The 15,198-nt window shown below is 73.8% G+C and carries 17 protein-coding genes; 10 read left to right on the forward strand and 7 right to left on the reverse strand.

What is annotated here, in order from left to right; all coding sequences use genetic code 11:
- Window positions 1–156: 156 nt before the first annotated feature.
- Window positions 157–570 carry a DoxX family protein gene (locus H4O22_RS20115; RefSeq protein WP_182525066.1) on the forward strand — a complete coding sequence of 138 codons (414 nt, stop codon included), beginning with the start codon at window positions 157–159 and terminating at the stop codon, window positions 568–570.
- On the opposite strand, the gene H4O22_RS20120 is transcribed toward H4O22_RS20115, so the two are convergent.
- Complete coding sequence (locus H4O22_RS20120) at window positions 563–934, reverse strand: hypothetical protein (RefSeq protein WP_182525067.1); 372 nt, start codon at window positions 932–934, stop codon at window positions 563–565. The two genes, H4O22_RS20115 and H4O22_RS20120, sit on opposite strands and share 8 nt — an antisense overlap.
- 142 nt (window positions 935–1,076) lie before the next feature.
- On the opposite strand from H4O22_RS20120, the gene H4O22_RS20125 reads away from it, so the two are divergent.
- From H4O22_RS20125 to H4O22_RS20145, 5 genes are read left to right on the forward strand one after another with little or no spacing between them, the layout of a single operon-like run.
- On the forward strand, window positions 1,077–3,290 hold the full coding sequence (locus H4O22_RS20125; protein ID WP_182525068.1) for an MMPL family transporter: 2,214 nt from the start codon (window positions 1,077–1,079) through the stop codon (window positions 3,288–3,290).
- Window positions 3,277–4,488, forward strand: a complete 1,212-nt coding sequence (locus H4O22_RS20130) for a sensor histidine kinase (RefSeq protein WP_244963039.1) — start codon at window positions 3,277–3,279, stop codon at window positions 4,486–4,488. The genes H4O22_RS20125 and H4O22_RS20130 overlap by 14 nt, the downstream gene beginning before the upstream one ends.
- The gene (locus H4O22_RS20135; RefSeq protein WP_182525069.1) at window positions 4,485–5,186 is read left to right on the forward strand and encodes a response regulator; all 702 of its coding nucleotides are present in this window, start codon (window positions 4,485–4,487) and stop codon (window positions 5,184–5,186) included. The genes H4O22_RS20130 and H4O22_RS20135 overlap by 4 nt, the downstream gene beginning before the upstream one ends.
- Before the next feature lie 47 nt (window positions 5,187–5,233).
- Window positions 5,234–5,794: a hypothetical protein gene (locus H4O22_RS20140; protein WP_182525070.1), complete on the forward strand. Its 561-nt coding sequence runs from the start codon at window positions 5,234–5,236 to the stop codon at window positions 5,792–5,794.
- 34 nt (window positions 5,795–5,828) lie between these two features.
- Window positions 5,829–6,620 (forward strand): hypothetical protein, encoded by a 792-nt coding sequence (locus H4O22_RS20145; RefSeq protein WP_182525071.1) that lies wholly within the window; start codon window positions 5,829–5,831, stop codon window positions 6,618–6,620.
- Between the two features lie 32 nt (window positions 6,621–6,652).
- On the opposite strand, the gene dnaB is transcribed toward H4O22_RS20145, so the two are convergent.
- Complete coding sequence (dnaB, locus tag H4O22_RS20150) at window positions 6,653–8,002, reverse strand: replicative DNA helicase (protein WP_280530196.1); 1,350 nt, start codon at window positions 8,000–8,002, stop codon at window positions 6,653–6,655.
- A 516-nt stretch (window positions 8,003–8,518) separates the two neighbouring features.
- Between dnaB and H4O22_RS20155 the strand changes: the two genes are divergently transcribed.
- Window positions 8,519–9,856, forward strand: coding sequence for an MATE family efflux transporter (locus H4O22_RS20155; RefSeq protein ID WP_182525072.1), 1,338 nt, complete (start codon window positions 8,519–8,521; stop codon window positions 9,854–9,856).
- Between the two features lie 75 nt (window positions 9,857–9,931).
- Window positions 9,932–11,095, forward strand: coding sequence for a hypothetical protein (locus H4O22_RS20160; protein ID WP_182525073.1), 1,164 nt, complete (start codon window positions 9,932–9,934; stop codon window positions 11,093–11,095).
- Window positions 11,096–11,177: 82 nt separating this feature from the next.
- Here the strand turns inward: H4O22_RS20160 and rplI are convergent, their stop codons facing one another.
- The 4 genes from rplI to rpsF form a co-directional block, all read right to left on the reverse strand.
- Entirely contained in the window at window positions 11,178–11,624 is a 447-nt protein-coding gene (gene rplI / locus H4O22_RS20165; RefSeq protein WP_182525074.1) for a 50S ribosomal protein L9, read from the reverse strand.
- Between the two features lie 14 nt (window positions 11,625–11,638).
- Complete coding sequence (gene rpsR, locus H4O22_RS20170; protein WP_017933521.1) at window positions 11,639–11,875, reverse strand: 30S ribosomal protein S18; 237 nt, start codon at window positions 11,873–11,875, stop codon at window positions 11,639–11,641.
- Between the two features lie 89 nt (window positions 11,876–11,964).
- Window positions 11,965–12,540 carry a single-stranded DNA-binding protein gene (locus H4O22_RS20175; RefSeq protein WP_182525075.1) on the reverse strand — a complete coding sequence of 192 codons (576 nt, stop codon included), beginning with the start codon at window positions 12,538–12,540 and terminating at the stop codon, window positions 11,965–11,967.
- 123 nt (window positions 12,541–12,663) lie between these two features.
- Window positions 12,664–12,954: a 30S ribosomal protein S6 gene (rpsF, locus tag H4O22_RS20180; RefSeq protein WP_182525076.1), complete on the reverse strand. Its 291-nt coding sequence runs from the start codon at window positions 12,952–12,954 to the stop codon at window positions 12,664–12,666.
- A gap of 202 nt (window positions 12,955–13,156) precedes the next feature.
- Between rpsF and H4O22_RS20185 the strand changes: the two genes are divergently transcribed.
- Both H4O22_RS20185 and H4O22_RS20190 read left to right on the forward strand, forming a co-directional pair.
- Window positions 13,157–13,963 (forward strand): serine/threonine-protein kinase, encoded by an 807-nt coding sequence (locus H4O22_RS20185; protein ID WP_220451225.1) that lies wholly within the window; start codon window positions 13,157–13,159, stop codon window positions 13,961–13,963.
- On the forward strand, window positions 13,960–14,757 hold the full coding sequence (locus tag H4O22_RS20190; RefSeq protein WP_182525077.1) for a deoxyribonuclease IV: 798 nt from the start codon (window positions 13,960–13,962) through the stop codon (window positions 14,755–14,757). Before H4O22_RS20185 ends, H4O22_RS20190 begins: the two co-directional genes overlap by 4 nt.
- A gap of 50 nt (window positions 14,758–14,807) precedes the next feature.
- On the opposite strand, the gene H4O22_RS20195 is transcribed toward H4O22_RS20190, so the two are convergent.
- Window positions 14,808–15,125: a hypothetical protein gene (locus tag H4O22_RS20195; protein WP_182525078.1), complete on the reverse strand. Its 318-nt coding sequence runs from the start codon at window positions 15,123–15,125 to the stop codon at window positions 14,808–14,810.
- Window positions 15,126–15,198: the final 73 nt, after the last annotated feature.

Here is a 15,198-nt window from a genome sequence, read left to right on the forward strand (position 1 = left end):
TTAGAACACTAAAGGACCTTCACTGTACTTAGCAAGGGTTTTCCGGTTTCCCTGCACGCCGAGTCGGCGTGAATGTTCGCTTTCTCCACAGCAGGCCTGGGAAAAAGCCGGACATTCACGCCGACTCGGCGGGGGGTGGCTCCGTAGGGTGGTGGCATGAGCCTCGCGCGCACCGTCGGCCGCATCGTCCTCGGCTCGCTGATGGTGGGAGCGGGCGTCGCGCACCTCACCGTGCAGCGCCAGGAGTTCCAGGCGCAGGTGCCGGACTGGTTCCCGGTCGATGAGGACCTCACCGTGCTCGGGTCGGGCGTCGTCGAGATCGCGCTCGGCGCCTCGTTCGTCGCGCTCCCGCGCCGCAAGCGCCTCGTCGGCGCACTGCTCGCCGGGTTCTACGTCGTGATCTTCCCCGGCAACATCGCCCAGTACGCCGAGGGCACCGACGCCTTCGGCCTGGACACCGACACCAAGCGCCTGGTCCGGCTGTTCTTCCAGCCGGTGCTGGTCGTCTGGGCGCTCTGGGCGGGCGGGCTGCTGGGGCGGTCACGGCGGGCAGATCGACCGGTCACGTGACCGGCGGGCGGTAGCCACCGTCGCGCAGGCCCGCCTCCACCTCGAACCGGTTGCGCGGCCCCGGCCGTCGCCGCTCCTCCAGCAGGTAGCGCAGCGGGAACGCCAGCCCGTGCCGCGCCCACTGGTCGGCGTGCACGGCCTCGTGGCGCAATAGCCGCGGACCCGGCTCGCGCCGGCTGAGGAACACGCCGCCGACCGCCGTACCGCCGCGGGCGAAACCGCCGCGCATGCCGCTGCAGACGAACATGCGCGCCGACTCGTCGTACCGGATCCGCGCGCCCCAGGCCCGGGCCCACGCGAGCGCGAGCACCGTCGCCAGCCAGGACCCCAGGGAGCCGCGAGCGGCCCGGCGTACGTCGCCCACCGGACCATCATGCCCACCGGGGCCTGACCGGCCGGCCCCATCCCGGGGCCTACTCCGGGGGATGTACGCCGTCCTCCCGGGCCGCCCGAGAGCATCCCCCGGGCGGACGCGCCGCACCCCCTCGCGGGCCGAGCATCGGTGCATGACCTCACTGACCGCATCCCTCGCCCGCCGCCCACGCCGCTCGCTGCTGGCCCTCCTGCTCTTCGTCGTGCTGGCCGGCGTCCTCGGGGGGCCGGTCGCCGGCGCCCTCGAGAACTCCGGCAGCTTCACGCCCCCCGATGCCGACTCCGTGACCGCCCTGGACCGCATCGAGGCCGCGACCGGCCGCGCCGCCGGCCCGGGTGTGGTGCTGCTGCTGACCCCTGACGAGGGCGCGCCGAGCCCTGACGAGGCCGCGGCCGAGCTGGCCGCCGTACCCGGGATGTCCGAGGTCGTCTCCAGCGACGACGCCCCACCCGGCTCGGGCCTGGTCGCCACCGACGGCGACTCCTCGCTGGTCGTCGGCACCCTCGACGCGGACGCCGACGAGGAGGCCGTGGCGCAGGACGTGCTCGACGGGATCGGCTCCCGCGACGGCGTCGATGCCGGCGGCCAGGAGATCGCCGGGCTCCAGATCGGCGAGACGGTCGGGAAGGACCTCGGTCGCGCCGAGGCCCTCGCGCTGCCGCTGCTGCTCCTGCTGTCCTTCCTCTTCTTCGGCGGGCGGGCCATGGTGCTGCCGCTCGCCGCCGGCGGCACGGCCGTGCTCGGCACCTTCCTGGTCCTGGCCGGCGTCAACGAGGTCTACGGGCTGAGCGTCTTCGCGCTGAACCTGGTCATCGGCCTCGGGCTGGGGCTGACCATCGACTACACGCTCTTCCTGGTCACGCGGTACCGCGAGGAGGTCGCCCGGCAGGGCGCCACCCCCGCCGCGATCGCGACCACCATGCGCACGGCTGGCCGTACCGTCGTCTTCTCCGCCGCCACCGTGGCCGTCGCCCTCGCCACGCTCACGGTGTTCCCGCTCGGCTTCCTGGTCTCCATGGGGATCGCCGGCGCGGTCGTCGCGGTCGTCGCCGCCACGGCGTCGATCGTCGTCAGCGCCGCGATGTTCGGCCTCTGGGGCGAGAAGCTGGTCCGCCGCTCCCGTCGGTCGGCGGCCCGGACGGGCGCCCCGGACGACGCCGGCCGCTGGTACCGGCTCTCGCACGCGGTCATGCGCCGCCCCGGCGCGGTCGCCGTGGTCACCGCCGTCGTGATGCTCGGCCTGGCGCTGCCCGCCCTGCAGGCGACCTGGACCCCCATCGACGCCACGGCGATCCCGACCAGCCAGAGCGCCCGCACCGTCTCCGACGCCATCGCCGCGGACTTCTCCGGCCGCGCCGACAGCGCGCTGACCGTCGCCGTCGCGACGGACGGGCCGGACGGCGGCGCGGACGTCGCGGCGTACGCCGAGCAGGTGGCGGCGCTCGACCCGGCCGCGGCCGTCGCCGACCCGGTGCCGCTCGACGCGGACACCTGGCAGCTGGACGTCGAGGTCCCCGGGGAGCCCTCCGGTCCGGCGGCGCGGGAGCTGGTCGAGCAGGTCCGCGACCTGGACGCCGCCGGCGTGCAGACCTGGGTCGCCGGGCCGGCGGCGGAGTTCGTCGACCAGCAGGCCGCGATCGCGGACCGGCTGCCGCTGGCCGTCGCCCTCCTGGTCGGGCTCACGCTGCTGGTGCTGTGGCTGATGACGGGCTCGGTGGTGCTGCCGGTGAAGTCGGTCCTGATGAACGCCCTGACCGTCGGGACCGCGCTCGGCGCCCTGGTGTTCGTCTACCAGGCGGGGCGGTTCACCGACGTGCTCGGCTACACGCCGAACGGCGGCGTCGAGCCGACCGACTTCCTGGTCACCAGCGCACTGGTCTTCGCGCTGTCCACCGACTACGGGGTCTTCCTGCTCGGCCGGATCAAGGAGGCGCGCGACTCCGGGCTGCCGGAGCGGGAGTCGGTGGCGGTGGGCCTGCAGCGCACCGGGTCGGTCGTGACCGCGGCGGCCATCCTCCTCGCGGTCGCCATCGGCGCCTTCGCGACCAGCTCGATCTCGTTCATCCAGCAGATCGGGGTCGCGACCGCCGTCGGCGTGCTGGTCGACGCGTTCATCGTCCGGTCGCTGCTGGTGCCGGCGCTGATGGGGCTGCTCGGCAGGTGGAACTGGTGGGCCCCGCTGTGGCTGCGCCGGGTGCACGACCGCGTGGGGTTCGCGGAGGGCGGCCAGGACGACGTACTCCCCCAGGCGGATGCCACGGGCGCCCACCCGGGGCTAGCGTCGACCCGTGACCAGAGCGGGAGTGACGTCGGGCCGGACGACGAGGTGGTCCGTGCCCGACCGTGACCGGGCGGTCGACCTCGCCGTCGACCTGGGCATCGCCGCGGCGCTCGCCGCGGCGATGCTCGTCGAGGCGCGCCTGGACGACTCCAGCCACGTCGGCGGGGCCGCGGTCGCCGTCATCGTGCTCGCGGCGCTGCCGGTCCTGTGGCGGCGGACGCACCCGGTGGCCGCGCTGGTCGCCTGCTTCGGGGCGCTCTTCCTGCTCGAGACGGTCATCGCGATCCACCAGACGATCCCGTTCCCGAGCATGGTCGTGGGCTACACGCTCGCGCGGCGCCTGGACCGCGGCGCCGCGATCGTCCTGGGCCTGGTGCTCGGCGCGGTGGTGCTGGTGAACCTCGCGATCGTCGCCCCGCACATCTTCTTCTCCTGGGAGACCCCGAAGAACCTGGCGTTCGTCGCGCTGCCGCTGGTGGTGGCGGTGGCGGCGCGCAACCGGCAGGACTACCTCGACGCGCTCGTCGACCGCGCCGAGACCGCCGAGCGCACCCGCGAGGAGGAGGCCCGGCGCCGGGTCGACGAGGAGCGGCTGCGGATCGCCCGCGACCTGCACGACGTGGTCGCGCACGCGCTGGTGGCCATCAACGTCCAGGCGGGGGTCGCCGCGCACGTGCGGGACCCCGACCCCGAGACCAACCGCGCGACGTTCCGTGAGATCAAGCGGGTCAGCGGCGAGGCGCTCGGCGAGCTGCGGACCACCCTCGGCATGCTGCGCGAGGTCGACGAGCAGGCCCCGGTGGCACCCGCGGCGGGGCTGGCCGGCCTCGAGGACCTGCGCCGCCGGCTCCTGGCCGCCGGCGTCGAGGTGGAGCTCTCGCTCGACCCGGCGGTCGGCACCCTGCCGCCGACGCTCGACGCCACGGCGTACCGGGTGCTGCAGGAGGCGCTCACCAACGTGATGCGGCACGTCGGCCCGACCACCGTCCGCGTCGAGGTCACCCGCGCCGACGGGGCGCTGCGGCTCCGGGTCGAGGACGACGGACCGGCCGGCGACCGCCCGCCGAGCCCGCGCAGCGGCGCCGGCGGGCACGGCGTCCGCGGGATGGGCGAGCGGGTCCGCGCGCTCGGCGGCACCCTGTCGGCCGGGCCCCGGCCCGAGGGCGGCTGGCTGGTCACCGCCGCGCTGCCGGTCCCGGTGCCGGTGCCAGCCGCGACGCCCGCCACGCCCGCCACGCCCGCCCCGCACGGGGTGGGCGCGTGATCCGCGTGCTGCTCGCCGACGACCAGGCGCTGGTGCGGGCCGGCTTCCGGGTGCTGCTCGACGCCGAGGACGGCATCGAGGTGGTCGGCGAGGCCGTCGACGGCGAGGACGCCGTCGCCCTCGCCCACCGCACCCGGCCCGACGTGGTCCTGATGGACATCCGGATGCCGCGCCTCGACGGCCTGCAGGCCACCGCCGCGCTCACCGCCGACCCCGACCTGGCCGCGACCCGGGTGGTGGTGCTGACGACCTTCGAGCTCGACGAGTACGTCTTCGGCGCCCTGCGCGCCGGCGCCTCCGGCTTCCTGCTCAAGGACATCGAGCCGGCGGCGCTGATCGAGGCCGTCCGGACGGTCGCGGACGGCGAGGCGCTGCTCTCGCCGCGGGTCACCCGCCGCCTGATCGAGGCGTTCGTCGCGCAGGACGAGCCCGCGCCCGCCGTACCCGTCCCCGCGGCGGCGCCGCCCGACGTACGGCTCTCCGCGCTGACGCCCCGCGAGCGCGAGGTGCTGGCGTACGTCGGCCGCGGGCTCTCCAACTCCGAGATCGCCCTGTCCCTGGTGCTCTCGCCGCTCACCGTGAAGACGCACGTCTCGCGTCTCTTCCTCAAGTTGGGCGCCCGCGACCGGGCGCAGCTCGTGGTCACCGCGTACGAGACCGGCCTGGTCGGCCCGACCGCGGCGCGGCCCGGAGTTTGAGCCGCGACCCCTCCGGGCATCTCGACGGGGCCCGGAGGGGGTGCGCCATGGAGATCCACACCGAACATGACCTGAGGCTGCTCGAAGGACGCGTGGACCGGCTCGAGCGACTGGTCGTGCAGGTCGCCTGCTGGCTCACCGGGCTGTTCCTGGTGGTCGGGTCGCTGCTGGACTACCTGCCGCTGGAGGAGACCTCGGAGTACGACAGCCCGATGACGCGTCTGGTCACCGTCGGGTTCGAGGGCCTCAGCTGGCGCGACGACGACGGCGACGTCGAGGGGTTCACGATCGCCGTCGGCACCGGGTTCCTCGGCCTGATGGTGTGCGCCCTCGCCGCCCTCTGGGTGCTCTACGTCATCGGGTCCGCCGCCCCGATCGACCGGCCCCGCAAGAGCATCAACCTGGTGGCCACCCTCCTGGTCGTCGGCACCCTGGTCGCCGGCATCTTCTACCTGGCGGCCGCCTCCTCCGACGAGAGGACCGTGGGCGCCGGCTTCCCCGTCTTCGCCGCCGGCGTCGCCGGGTTCCTGGTCGTGACCATGTCGCCGCTGCGCGACTGGTGGGAGGCCCCGCGCCGGGCGATGCGCCTGGCCGCCTCCGGTCGCTGACCGGGGCCGACCCGTGAGGACCTAGGGTCGCCCGGTGGCCACGCCTCCCGCCCTCCCGTTCCCGCAGTACCTCCAGCTGCTCGACCGGCACGAGCGCGCGGCGCTCGACGCCCTCGGCACGCTGCGGCCGGACGCGACGCTCCCGCCCGACGGCGCCGACGCCCTGGGGTACGCCCGCGACCACCTGGCGACGCTGGAGGTCTGGGCCTGGCTCCTCGCGAACCCGGGGTCCGGCTGGGACGCCTTCGACGGCGGCCCTCCCCCCGCTCGCTACGAGGAGGTGCTCGCCGCGATCGGGCGCGAGCGGGACCGCCTCACCCGGCAGCTCGTGGACGTCGGGCCCGACCTGGCACTCGACTACTTCGGCCGGCCCGGCACGTCGTACGACGTGGCGCGCCTGCTCGCCCACGAGGCGATCAGCGTCGCCGCTGCCGCCGGCGAGGCTCGGGGCACCCCGCCGTCGCCGTTGCACCCGGACGTCGCGTCGGACTGCATCGACCGCGCCCTCGCGCACTGGAGCCGGTCGGACGCCGAGGTCGACTGGCATCCCGCACCGGCCCATCTCGTCGCCGCGGACACCGGACGGTCGTGGTGGATCCGATTCAGCGACGGCGACGAGCTCGACCCGGCCATCGCCCCCGGCTCCGCGGCCTCGGCGGCGATCGTGCTGACCGACGACTCCGCCGCGCTCCTCCGCTGGCTCGAGGGGTACGCCGGGCCCTCCCCCCGGGTCGAGGGCGACGACACCACCCTCCGGATGCTCCGCGTCGCCCTGGGCCACCGGGTCGCGCCAGCCCCGCGGCGGTCCTGGTGGCGGCGGGGCTAGGCGCCGGACGGCACTCCTACGCCGGACAGCTGCTAGTGCGCCATGTCGACGAAGCGTGAGTAGTGGCCCTGGAACGCGACGGTGATGTCCCGGGTCGGGCCGTTGCGGTGCTTGGCGACGATCAGGTCGGCCTCGCCGGGGCGGGTCGACTCCTTCTCGTAGACGTCGTCGCGGTGCAGCAGCACCACCATGTCCGCATCTTGCTCGATGCTGCCGGACTCGCGAAGGTCGCTCATCATCGGGCGCTTGTCGCCGCGCTGCTCGGGCCCACGGTTGAGCTGGGAGAGCGCGATGATCGGGACGCCGAGCTCCTTGGCCAGCAGCTTGATCTGGCGCGAGAACTCCGAGACCTCGAGCTGGCGCGACTCGACCTTCTTGCCCGACGACATCAGCTGCAGGTAGTCGATGACGATCAGCCGCAGGTCGTGGCGCTGGCGCAGCCGCCGCGCCTTGGCCCGGATCTCCATCATCGTCATGTTCGGGCTGTCGTCGATGAACATCGGCGCCGAGGAGATCTCGCCCATCTTGCGGGCGAGCTTGACCCAGTCGTCGTCGCTCATGTTGCCGTTGCGGATGTGGTTCAGCGGCACCTTGGCCTCGGCCGAGAGCAGCCGCATCGTGATCTCCGAGCGCGTCATCTCCAGGCTGAAGAACACGCTCGCCAGGTTGTTGTGGATCGACGCCGCCCGGCACAGGTCCAGAGCCAGCGTCGACTTCCCCATCGCAGGACGGGCCGCGACGATGATCATCTGGCCGGCGTGCAGGCCGTTGGTGAGGTCGTCGAGGTCGGCGAAGCCCGTGGGCACGCCGTACAGCCCGGACTCGCGGTTGCCGATCGCCTCGATCTCGTCGAGGACGCCGGTCATGATGTCGCTCAGCGGCGCGTAGTCCTCGCCGGAGCGCTTGTCGGCGATCTTGTAGACCTCGGCCTGCGCCTGGTCGACGACGTCGTCGACCTGGCCCTCGCCGGCGTACCCGATCTGCACGATCTTGGTGCCGGCGTCGACGAGGCGGCGCAGGATCGCCTTCTCCCGGACGATCTCGGCGTAGTACGACGCGTTGGCGGCGATCGGGACGTTGGCCGAGACCGTGTGCAGGTACGGCGCGCCGCCGATGCGCTGGAGCTCGCCGCGGCGCTGGAGCTCGGCGGCGACCGTGATCATGTCGACCGGCTCGCCGCGACCGTAGAGGTCGATGATCGCGTCGTAGATGGTCTCGTGGGAGGGCCGGTAGAAGTCGGTGCCGCGGATCGTCTCGCTGACGTCGGCGATGGCGTCCTTGGAGATCAGCATCGCGCCGAGCACCGACTGCTCGGCGGCCATGTCCTGGGGCGGGGTGCGGTCACCCGGGGTGCTCGGGCGCTCGCCCGGGGCATAGGACACGGGGCCGTCGCCCCAGTCCTCGAACGGCGGGTCGGGGAACCCTCGACCCGGTTGCTCGGTGACGCTCAACGTGCCTCCTGGTGCGCTCCCGGGTCGACCCCGGATGGTGCTGTCGAGGCTAGGGACCGGCACCGACAACCCCGGGACCGTACGTCGCGCGGGTCCCCGCCCGACACCACCCTGTCCACAGGCCCTGTGGATAACTTGGGAAACCCGGGGGATGACACGCTGGGCCGCGCGCACAGCCTGGGGAAGACCCTGTGGAGGACACGCCGCGCCGTTCCGGCGACACCGCGCTGACCTGCGGAAACACCGCCTCAAGCCTGTGGAGGAGAAATAAGGCACCCGGGGATGCGTCACCTGCCCGCCATCCGGACGGCGTCCGTTGCTATGTCGACAAACCGCGCCCCCGGAGGGCCCGTCCACAGATGTGAGCTGGTTATCCACCGGTCGTGGAGAACTAGGCCCGTCGGGGTCAGGGGCAAGAAGTGACTCTTACATGACTACGCTGTTCCCATGCGGCGGCCCGAGGACAGGGAGATCCTGCGCCTGGCCGGGCCGGCGTTCCTGGCCCTGGTCGCCGAACCGCTCTTCCTGCTCGCCGACGCCGCCGTCGTCGGCCACCTCGGCACCCCGGAGCTCGCCGGGCTCGGGATCGCCGCGGTCGTGCTGCAGACGGTGGTCGGCCTCTGCGTCTTCCTGGCCTACGGCACCACCGCGGGCGTCGCGCGGCAGCTGGGCGCGGGCGACCGGCGCGGGGCGCTCGCGCAGGGGGTCGACGGCCTCTGGCTCGCGGTCCTCATCGGTGCGGTCGCCACCGTCCTGGGCCTGCTGCTCGCCGGCCCGCTGGTGGCCGTCTTCGGCGCCGCGCCCGAGGTCACCGACCACGCCACGACGTACCTGCGCATCGCCGTGCTCGGCATCACCCCGCTGCTCCTCATGCTCGCCGCGACCGGCGTGCTCCGCGGCCTGCAGGACACCCGCACCCCGCTGGTCGTCGCGGTGTGGGGCAACGTGCTCAACGTCGTCCTCAACGTCCTGCTCGTGTACGGCGTGGGCCCGGTCTCGGGCCTCGGGCTGCCGGGCTCGGCCATCGGCTCGGTGGTCGCGCAGGTCGCCAGCGCGGCGGCGCTGCTGATCGTCGTGGTCCGGGGCGCCCGGCGCGAGGGCGCGTCGCTGCGCCCGCACCCGGCCGGCGTCCGGTCCGCCGCCCGGGCCGGGGTGCCGCTGGTCGTCCGCACCCTGACCCTGCGCGCCGCGCTGCTGGTCACGACGTACGCCGTCACGCTGGGCGCCGCCCGCGCGTCCGGGCAGTCGGTGGACATCGCGACCCACCAGCTGGCGATGACGCTGTGGACCTTCCTCGCCTTCGTGCTGGACGCCGTCGCCATCGCCGCCCAGGCGATCACCGGCCGGCTGCTCGGCGCGGGCGACGTCGCCGGCACCCGCGCGGTCACCCGGCGGATGGTGCAGTGGGGCGTCGGGAGCGGCGTGGTCACCGGCGTGCTGCTGGCGGCGGCGAGCCCGGTGCTCGGCCGGCTCTTCACCGGCGACCCGGCGGTCCGGGAGGCGCTGGTGCCGGTGCTGCTCGTCGCCGCTCTCGGGCAGCCCGTGGCCGGGGTGGTGTTCGTGCTCGACGGCGTGCTGATCGGCGCCGGCGACGGGGGCTACCTCGCCCGCGGCGGCCTGGTCACGCTGGTCGTCTACGCGCCCGTGGCGCTCGCCGTCGCCGGCGCCGGCCTGGTCGCGGTGTGGGCGGCGATGGTCTTCGTGTTCATGGGCGCCCGGCTCGCGGTCCTCCTGCACCGCGCCCGCGGGGACGCCTGGCTGGTGACCGGGGCCGCGCTCCGCTGAAAGCCGCTCCTCGCCGTCCGGGCTCCGTTACCTTGTCCGCCTCACGACGACGGTCACACCCCGGAGGTCTTCCCCATGGGCGCTCGACGCCAGCTGCCCCGCGGCGCCATCCTGCTCGCCGCCACGACGGGGCTGGTCGCTGCGGCGATCGTCGCGCCGTCGCCCACGAGCGCCGCCGTCGCGAGCGCGGCCGCGGGGTGCCTCCGGGACGTCTCGGTCGTGCCGGTCCTCAGCCCCCAGGGGTGCGACGACACCACGCCCCCGGAGACCTCCTTCGGGCCGAGCGCGCCGCGGGTCACGGCCGGCGGCTGGATCAACAAGCGCAGCCTGCGCGTGAGCCTCCGGGGCGTGCACACCGACGCCGACACCGACCCGATCTCGCTCGAATGCCACCTGAGCACCGACGGCGCCGCGCCGACCGCGGCGCAGTGGCAGGAGTGCGACGTGGACCAGGTCTTCACCGACCTCGAGGAGTCCGACGCGGCGGCGTACGTGCTCTGGGCCCGGGCCGTCGACGACACCGACTCCGGGATCCGCTGGTACGACCTGTCCCGCCGGCTCTCCGAGCCCGTCGACGACGTCGACCAGACCCCCGCGACGCTGACCTTCGGGGTCGACACCGTGGCGCCCGACACCACCGTCGCGGGCACCGCGCCCGACCGGTACACCCCCGGCCGCCCGGTGGTCGGCACCCCCCGCCCGCGGTTCGTCCTCTCCTCGACCGACGCCGCGGACTTCCGGTGCACCCTGAACCGCAGGTCGGTGCCGTGCGCGGCGGGCACCACGACCCTGCCGGCGCTGACCCCGGGCGACAAGACCCTGCGCGTGCAGGCGGTCGACGCCGCCGGGAACCTGGACCCGACCCCCGCGGTCACCGAGTTCACCGTCCCCGACAACCTCCGCGCCAAGGGCGCGAAGAGCGGCTGGAAGCGGGTGCGCAGCGCCAGCCACCTCGGCGGCGACGTCCTCCGGGCGCGGCGGAAGGGCGCGGAGCTCACCTTCGTGGCGACGCGGTTCCGCGAGCTGCGGCTGATCGCCACCACGGGGCCGAGGGCCGGCACGATCCAGCTCAAGATCGGCTCGAGCTGGCACACGGTCAGCCTGCAGAACCCGGTGCGCACGCAGGCCGACCAGATCCAGCTGCGCGACGAGCTCGCCCCCCGGCTCAGCGGCCGGATCCGGGTGCGGGTCGTCTCGAGCGGCCGGCCGGTCGCACTGGACGGCGTCCTCGCCCGCTGAGGGGCGCCGACCCCGTCGTACGCAGCAGGGCCCGTCCCTCCCGGAGGAGGAACGGGCCCTGTCGTGCGTCAGGCGTGGTGCGTCAGGCCGGGATGACGTTGAGGGCCACCGTGGCGGACACCTCGTCGTGCAGCTTGACCGACACCTCGTGGGAGCCGAGCGCCTTGATCGGGTTGCGGACCACGATCGTGCGCTTGTCGACCTGCTCGCCGGTGGCCTCGGTGAGGGCGCCGGCGATCTCGGTGACGGTGACGGCGCCGAAGAGGCGGCCGCCCTCGCCGGAGCGGACCTTGACGGCGACCGGCTGCGCCTCGAGCTTGGTCTTGATCTCAGCGGCGTGGTCGTGGTCGCGGACCGCGCGGCTGGCGCGGGCCGACTTGATCGACTCGACGGTCTTCTCGCCGCCACGGGTCCAGCGGATGGCGACACCGCGCGGGACGAGGTAGTTGCGGCCGTAGCCGTCCTTCACCTCGACGATGTCGCCGGGGGCACCGAGGCCGGTGACCTCCTGGGTCAGGATGAGCTTCATCTTCTCCGCTCCTCTCAGCGACCGGTGGAGGTGTAGGGCAGGAGCGCGACCTCGCGGGCGTTCTTGACCGCGATCGCCACGTCCCGCTGGTGCTGGACGCAGTTGCCGGTCACACGCCGCGCACGGATCTTGCCGCGGTCGGAGATGAACTTGCGGAGCAGGGTGGTGTCCTTGTAGTCGACACCGGTCGCCTTCTCCTTGCAGAACTGGCAAACCTTCTTCTTAGGCTTGCGAATCACTGCCTTGGCCATTGTGGTGCTTCCCTTCTAGAAGCCCGGCTCGCGCCGGAATGGTGGAGTGTCTTCGGGTGGGTGGTCGTGCCTGGTGCGGTGGTGCTGGATCAGAACGGGGGCTCGTCGGAGACGCCGGGCGCACCCCACGGGTCGTTGGCGGGGGCACCGCCACCGCCACCGGAGGAGGCGCCGCCGCCCTGCGGGGCCGGGGTGGCCCACGGGTCGTTGCCGGCCGGCTGCTGCGGACGGGACTGGCCGCCCTGTCCGCCCTGTCCGCCGCCCTGACCGCCGCCGGAGTAGCCGCCCCCGCCGCCGGAGCGGCTGGCGCGGGTGACCTTGGCGGTGGCGAACGCCAGCGCGGGGCCGACCTCGTCGACCTCGAGCTCCACGACGGTGCGCTTCTCACCCTCGCGGGTCTCGTACGAGCGCTGCTTGAGGCGACCCTGCACGATCACGCGCATGCCGCGCTGCAGGGACTCGGCGACGTTCTCCGCGGCCTGACGCCAGACCGAGCAGGAGAGGAACAGCGCGTCGCCGTCCTTCCACTCGTTGGTCTGCTTGTCGAAGGTGCGCGGCGTCGACGCGATCCGGAAGTTGGCCACGGCCGCACCCGAGGGGGTGAAGCGCAGCTCCGGGTCGTCGACGAGGTTGCCGACCACCGTGATGACGGTATCGCCTGCCATGAGGTCTCCTCATTGTTCTGATCGTGTCCGGAACGTCTGTCCGCACCACATGGTGGTGGAGCGCACCGACGGCCGGAAGGGGTCATCCACAGACGCGGACGGATCCTGCTCGTCGGAGCAGGGTCACTTGGCGTCGGGCCGGATGACCTTCGTGCGCAGGATCGACTCGTTGAGCGTGAGCTGGCGGTCGAACTCCTTGACCGTGGCCGGCTCGGCGTTCAGCGTGATGATCGCGTAGATGCCCTCGGCGTTCTTCTTGACCTCGTAGGCCAGCCGACGGCGGCCCCACACGTCGACGGACTCCACGGAGCCGCCGTCCTTGCGGATGACGTTGAGGTACTTGTCGAGGGACGGACCGATGGTCCGCTCCTCGAGGCTCGGGTCGAGGATGACCATGACTTCGTAAGCGCGCATGCGCGTCCTCCTGTGGGCTCGGCGGCCACGGTCTCTCCGTGGCAGGAGGGGATCCTCCCCGGCGGACCGGGGGTCACGCGGCGACCAGTCCCGTCGGTGGGCGGGGCGCAGCGGACAGCACAGGTTAGCAGCGGCGCACGACCGCCTCCCAATCCTGTGGAGAACGCCCGGAGGTCCCGCGACCCGCGGTTAGCGTCCCGGGGTGGCGCGCCCCCCGACCCCCGCGATCGTGGGCCGCTACGTCCTAGGCGACCCCGTGGGGATCGGCGGGGTGGGCGCGGTCTGGCGGGCCTGGGACCTGCGCGAGGAGCGCTGGGTCGCGGCCAAGGTGCTGCGCCGGTACGACGAGGCGCTGCTGCTGCGGTTCGTCCGCGAGCAGGCGCTGCGGGTGCGGCACCCGCACGTGCTCGCCCCGCACGGCTGGGCGGCCGAGGACGGCGTCGCGGTCATCGTCAGCGAGCTGGTCCGGGGCGGGTCGGTCGCCGACCTGGTCCGTGCCGCCGGCCCGCTCCCCGAGGGGCTCGTGGTCGCGCTGCTCGACCAGGCCCTGCAGGCGCTCGCCGCCGTCCACGACCGCGGCGTCGTGCACGGCGACGTGAAGCCGGCGAACCTGCTGCTGGAGCCCACGGGGACCGGCCGGCCGCACCTGCGGCTGGCCGACTTCGGGCTGGCGTCCGCCCGCGACGGCGTGGTGTTCCCGGACACCGGACCGGTCGGCACTCCCGGCTTCCTCGCGCCCGACCAGGCCCGCGGCGCACCCCCCGACCCCGCCCAGGACCTCTACGCGCTCGGCGTCACCGGGCGCCTGCTGCTCGCCGGCCCGGCCGCGGTCAGCACGGTGCTGGACTCGATGACCCGGCCCGAGGCCCGGCTGCGTCCCGCCGCCGCGGCCGCGCTCGACCGCCTGCGCACCCTCCCCGTACGCCGGGGCGCGGCCTGGCCGGCGGTGCCCGACCGGCTCGGCCCCGATCCGGCCGTCCCCCGCCGGTTCCTACGATGGGCCCCATGACCCAGCTCGCCATCGGTGCCCACGTCGACCAGACCGACCCGATCGCGGAGGCCCAGGCCCGCCAGGCGCCGCTGGTGCAGTTCTTCCTCGGCGACCCGCAGTCCTACAAGGGCCCCGAGGTCCGGTACGCCGGGGGCGCCGACGGGCTGCGCGCCGACGCGGAGGCGGCCGGCGTCGACCTCTACGTGCACGCGCCGTACATCATCAACGTCGCCACCACGAACAACCGGATCCGGATCCCCAGCCGCAAGCTGCTCCAGCAGCACGTGGACGCGGCGGCCGCGGTGGGCGCGAAGGGCCTGATCGTGCACGGCGGCCACGTCGGCAAGGACGACGACCCGGCGAAGGGCTTCGACAACTGGCGCAAGGCCATCGACGCCACCGACCTCAAGCTGCCGCTGCTGATCGAGAACACTGCCGGCGGCGACAACGCGATGACCCGCTACCTGGACCGGATCTCCGGTGTGTGGGCGGCGATCTCGGCGACCGAGCAGGCCGACCTCGTCGGCTTCTGCCTGGACACCTGCCACGCCCACGCCGGCGGCAACGCCCTGGAGACCGTGGTCCCCGACGTGCTCGCGATCACCGGTCGGATCGACCTGGTGCACTGCAACGACAGCCGCGACGACTTCGACTCCGGCGCCGACCGGCACGCCAACTTCGGCGCCGGCCGGATCGACCCCGACCTGCTGGCCGCCGTCGTCCGCGACGCCGGCGCCCCGGTGGTCTGCGAGACCCCCGGCCCCGCGGACGCCCACCTCGCCGACTTCGCCTGGCTCCGCGAGCGCCTCTGACCTGCCCCCCGCGTCAGGAGGGCCCAACTCAACGGTGAGGGAGGCCCAACTCAACGGATGGTGAGGGTGAGGGAGCGCACCTCGGCCGAACCGGGTCTCCCGTCGCGCTCGCGCACCATCCGCAGCATGCCGGCGGTGGCGTCGGCCCGGCCGGGCCCGAAGACGAGGAACGAGAAGTCGTGGCCGTTCTCCTCGATCGGCACGAGGTGAGCCGGGCGGTCGGCGACCCGCCAGCGGCTGAGGCCGAGGCGGCGGCGGAACGAGAGGCGCACCCAGCTGCCGACGTCCGCGGAGATCACCTCCCCGGACGCGGGATCCTTGACCACGTGGTGGGTGACCTGGTGGGTGGTCTGCTGGGCGATCGGCACGACGTCCTCCTCGGTGCGGGTGCTGGCGGGGATGCTGATGAGGACGAGGAGAGCCGGCGTCCCGCACTGATAC

The organism is Nocardioides dongkuii (genome assembly GCF_014127485.1).
Taxonomy (GTDB): domain Bacteria; phylum Actinomycetota; class Actinomycetes; order Propionibacteriales; family Nocardioidaceae; genus Nocardioides; species Nocardioides dongkuii.

Bases quoted from the DNA above. Each gene is read 5' to 3' on its own strand.
- H4O22_RS20115 (WP_182525066.1), top strand. From the start codon at position 157: ATGAGCCTCGCGCGCACCGTCGGCCGCATCGTCCTCGGCTCGCTGATG.
- H4O22_RS20125 (WP_182525068.1), top strand. From the start codon at position 1,077: ATGACCTCACTGACCGCATCCCTCGCCCGCCGCCCACGCCGCTCGCTG.
- H4O22_RS20140 (WP_182525070.1), top strand. From the start codon at position 5,234: ATGGAGATCCACACCGAACATGACCTGAGGCTGCTCGAAGGACGCGTG.
- H4O22_RS20155 (WP_182525072.1), top strand. From the start codon at position 8,519: ATGCGGCGGCCCGAGGACAGGGAGATCCTGCGCCTGGCCGGGCCGGCG.
- H4O22_RS20160 (WP_182525073.1), top strand. From the start codon at position 9,932: ATGGGCGCTCGACGCCAGCTGCCCCGCGGCGCCATCCTGCTCGCCGCC.
- rplI (WP_182525074.1), bottom strand. From the start codon at position 11,624: ATGAAGCTCATCCTGACCCAGGAGGTCACCGGCCTCGGTGCCCCCGGC.
- rpsR (WP_017933521.1), bottom strand. From the start codon at position 11,875: ATGGCCAAGGCAGTGATTCGCAAGCCTAAGAAGAAGGTTTGCCAGTTC.
- H4O22_RS20175 (WP_182525075.1), bottom strand. From the start codon at position 12,540: ATGGCAGGCGATACCGTCATCACGGTGGTCGGCAACCTCGTCGACGAC.
- rpsF (WP_182525076.1), bottom strand. From the start codon at position 12,954: ATGCGCGCTTACGAAGTCATGGTCATCCTCGACCCGAGCCTCGAGGAG.
- H4O22_RS20190 (WP_182525077.1), top strand. From the start codon at position 13,960: ATGACCCAGCTCGCCATCGGTGCCCACGTCGACCAGACCGACCCGATC.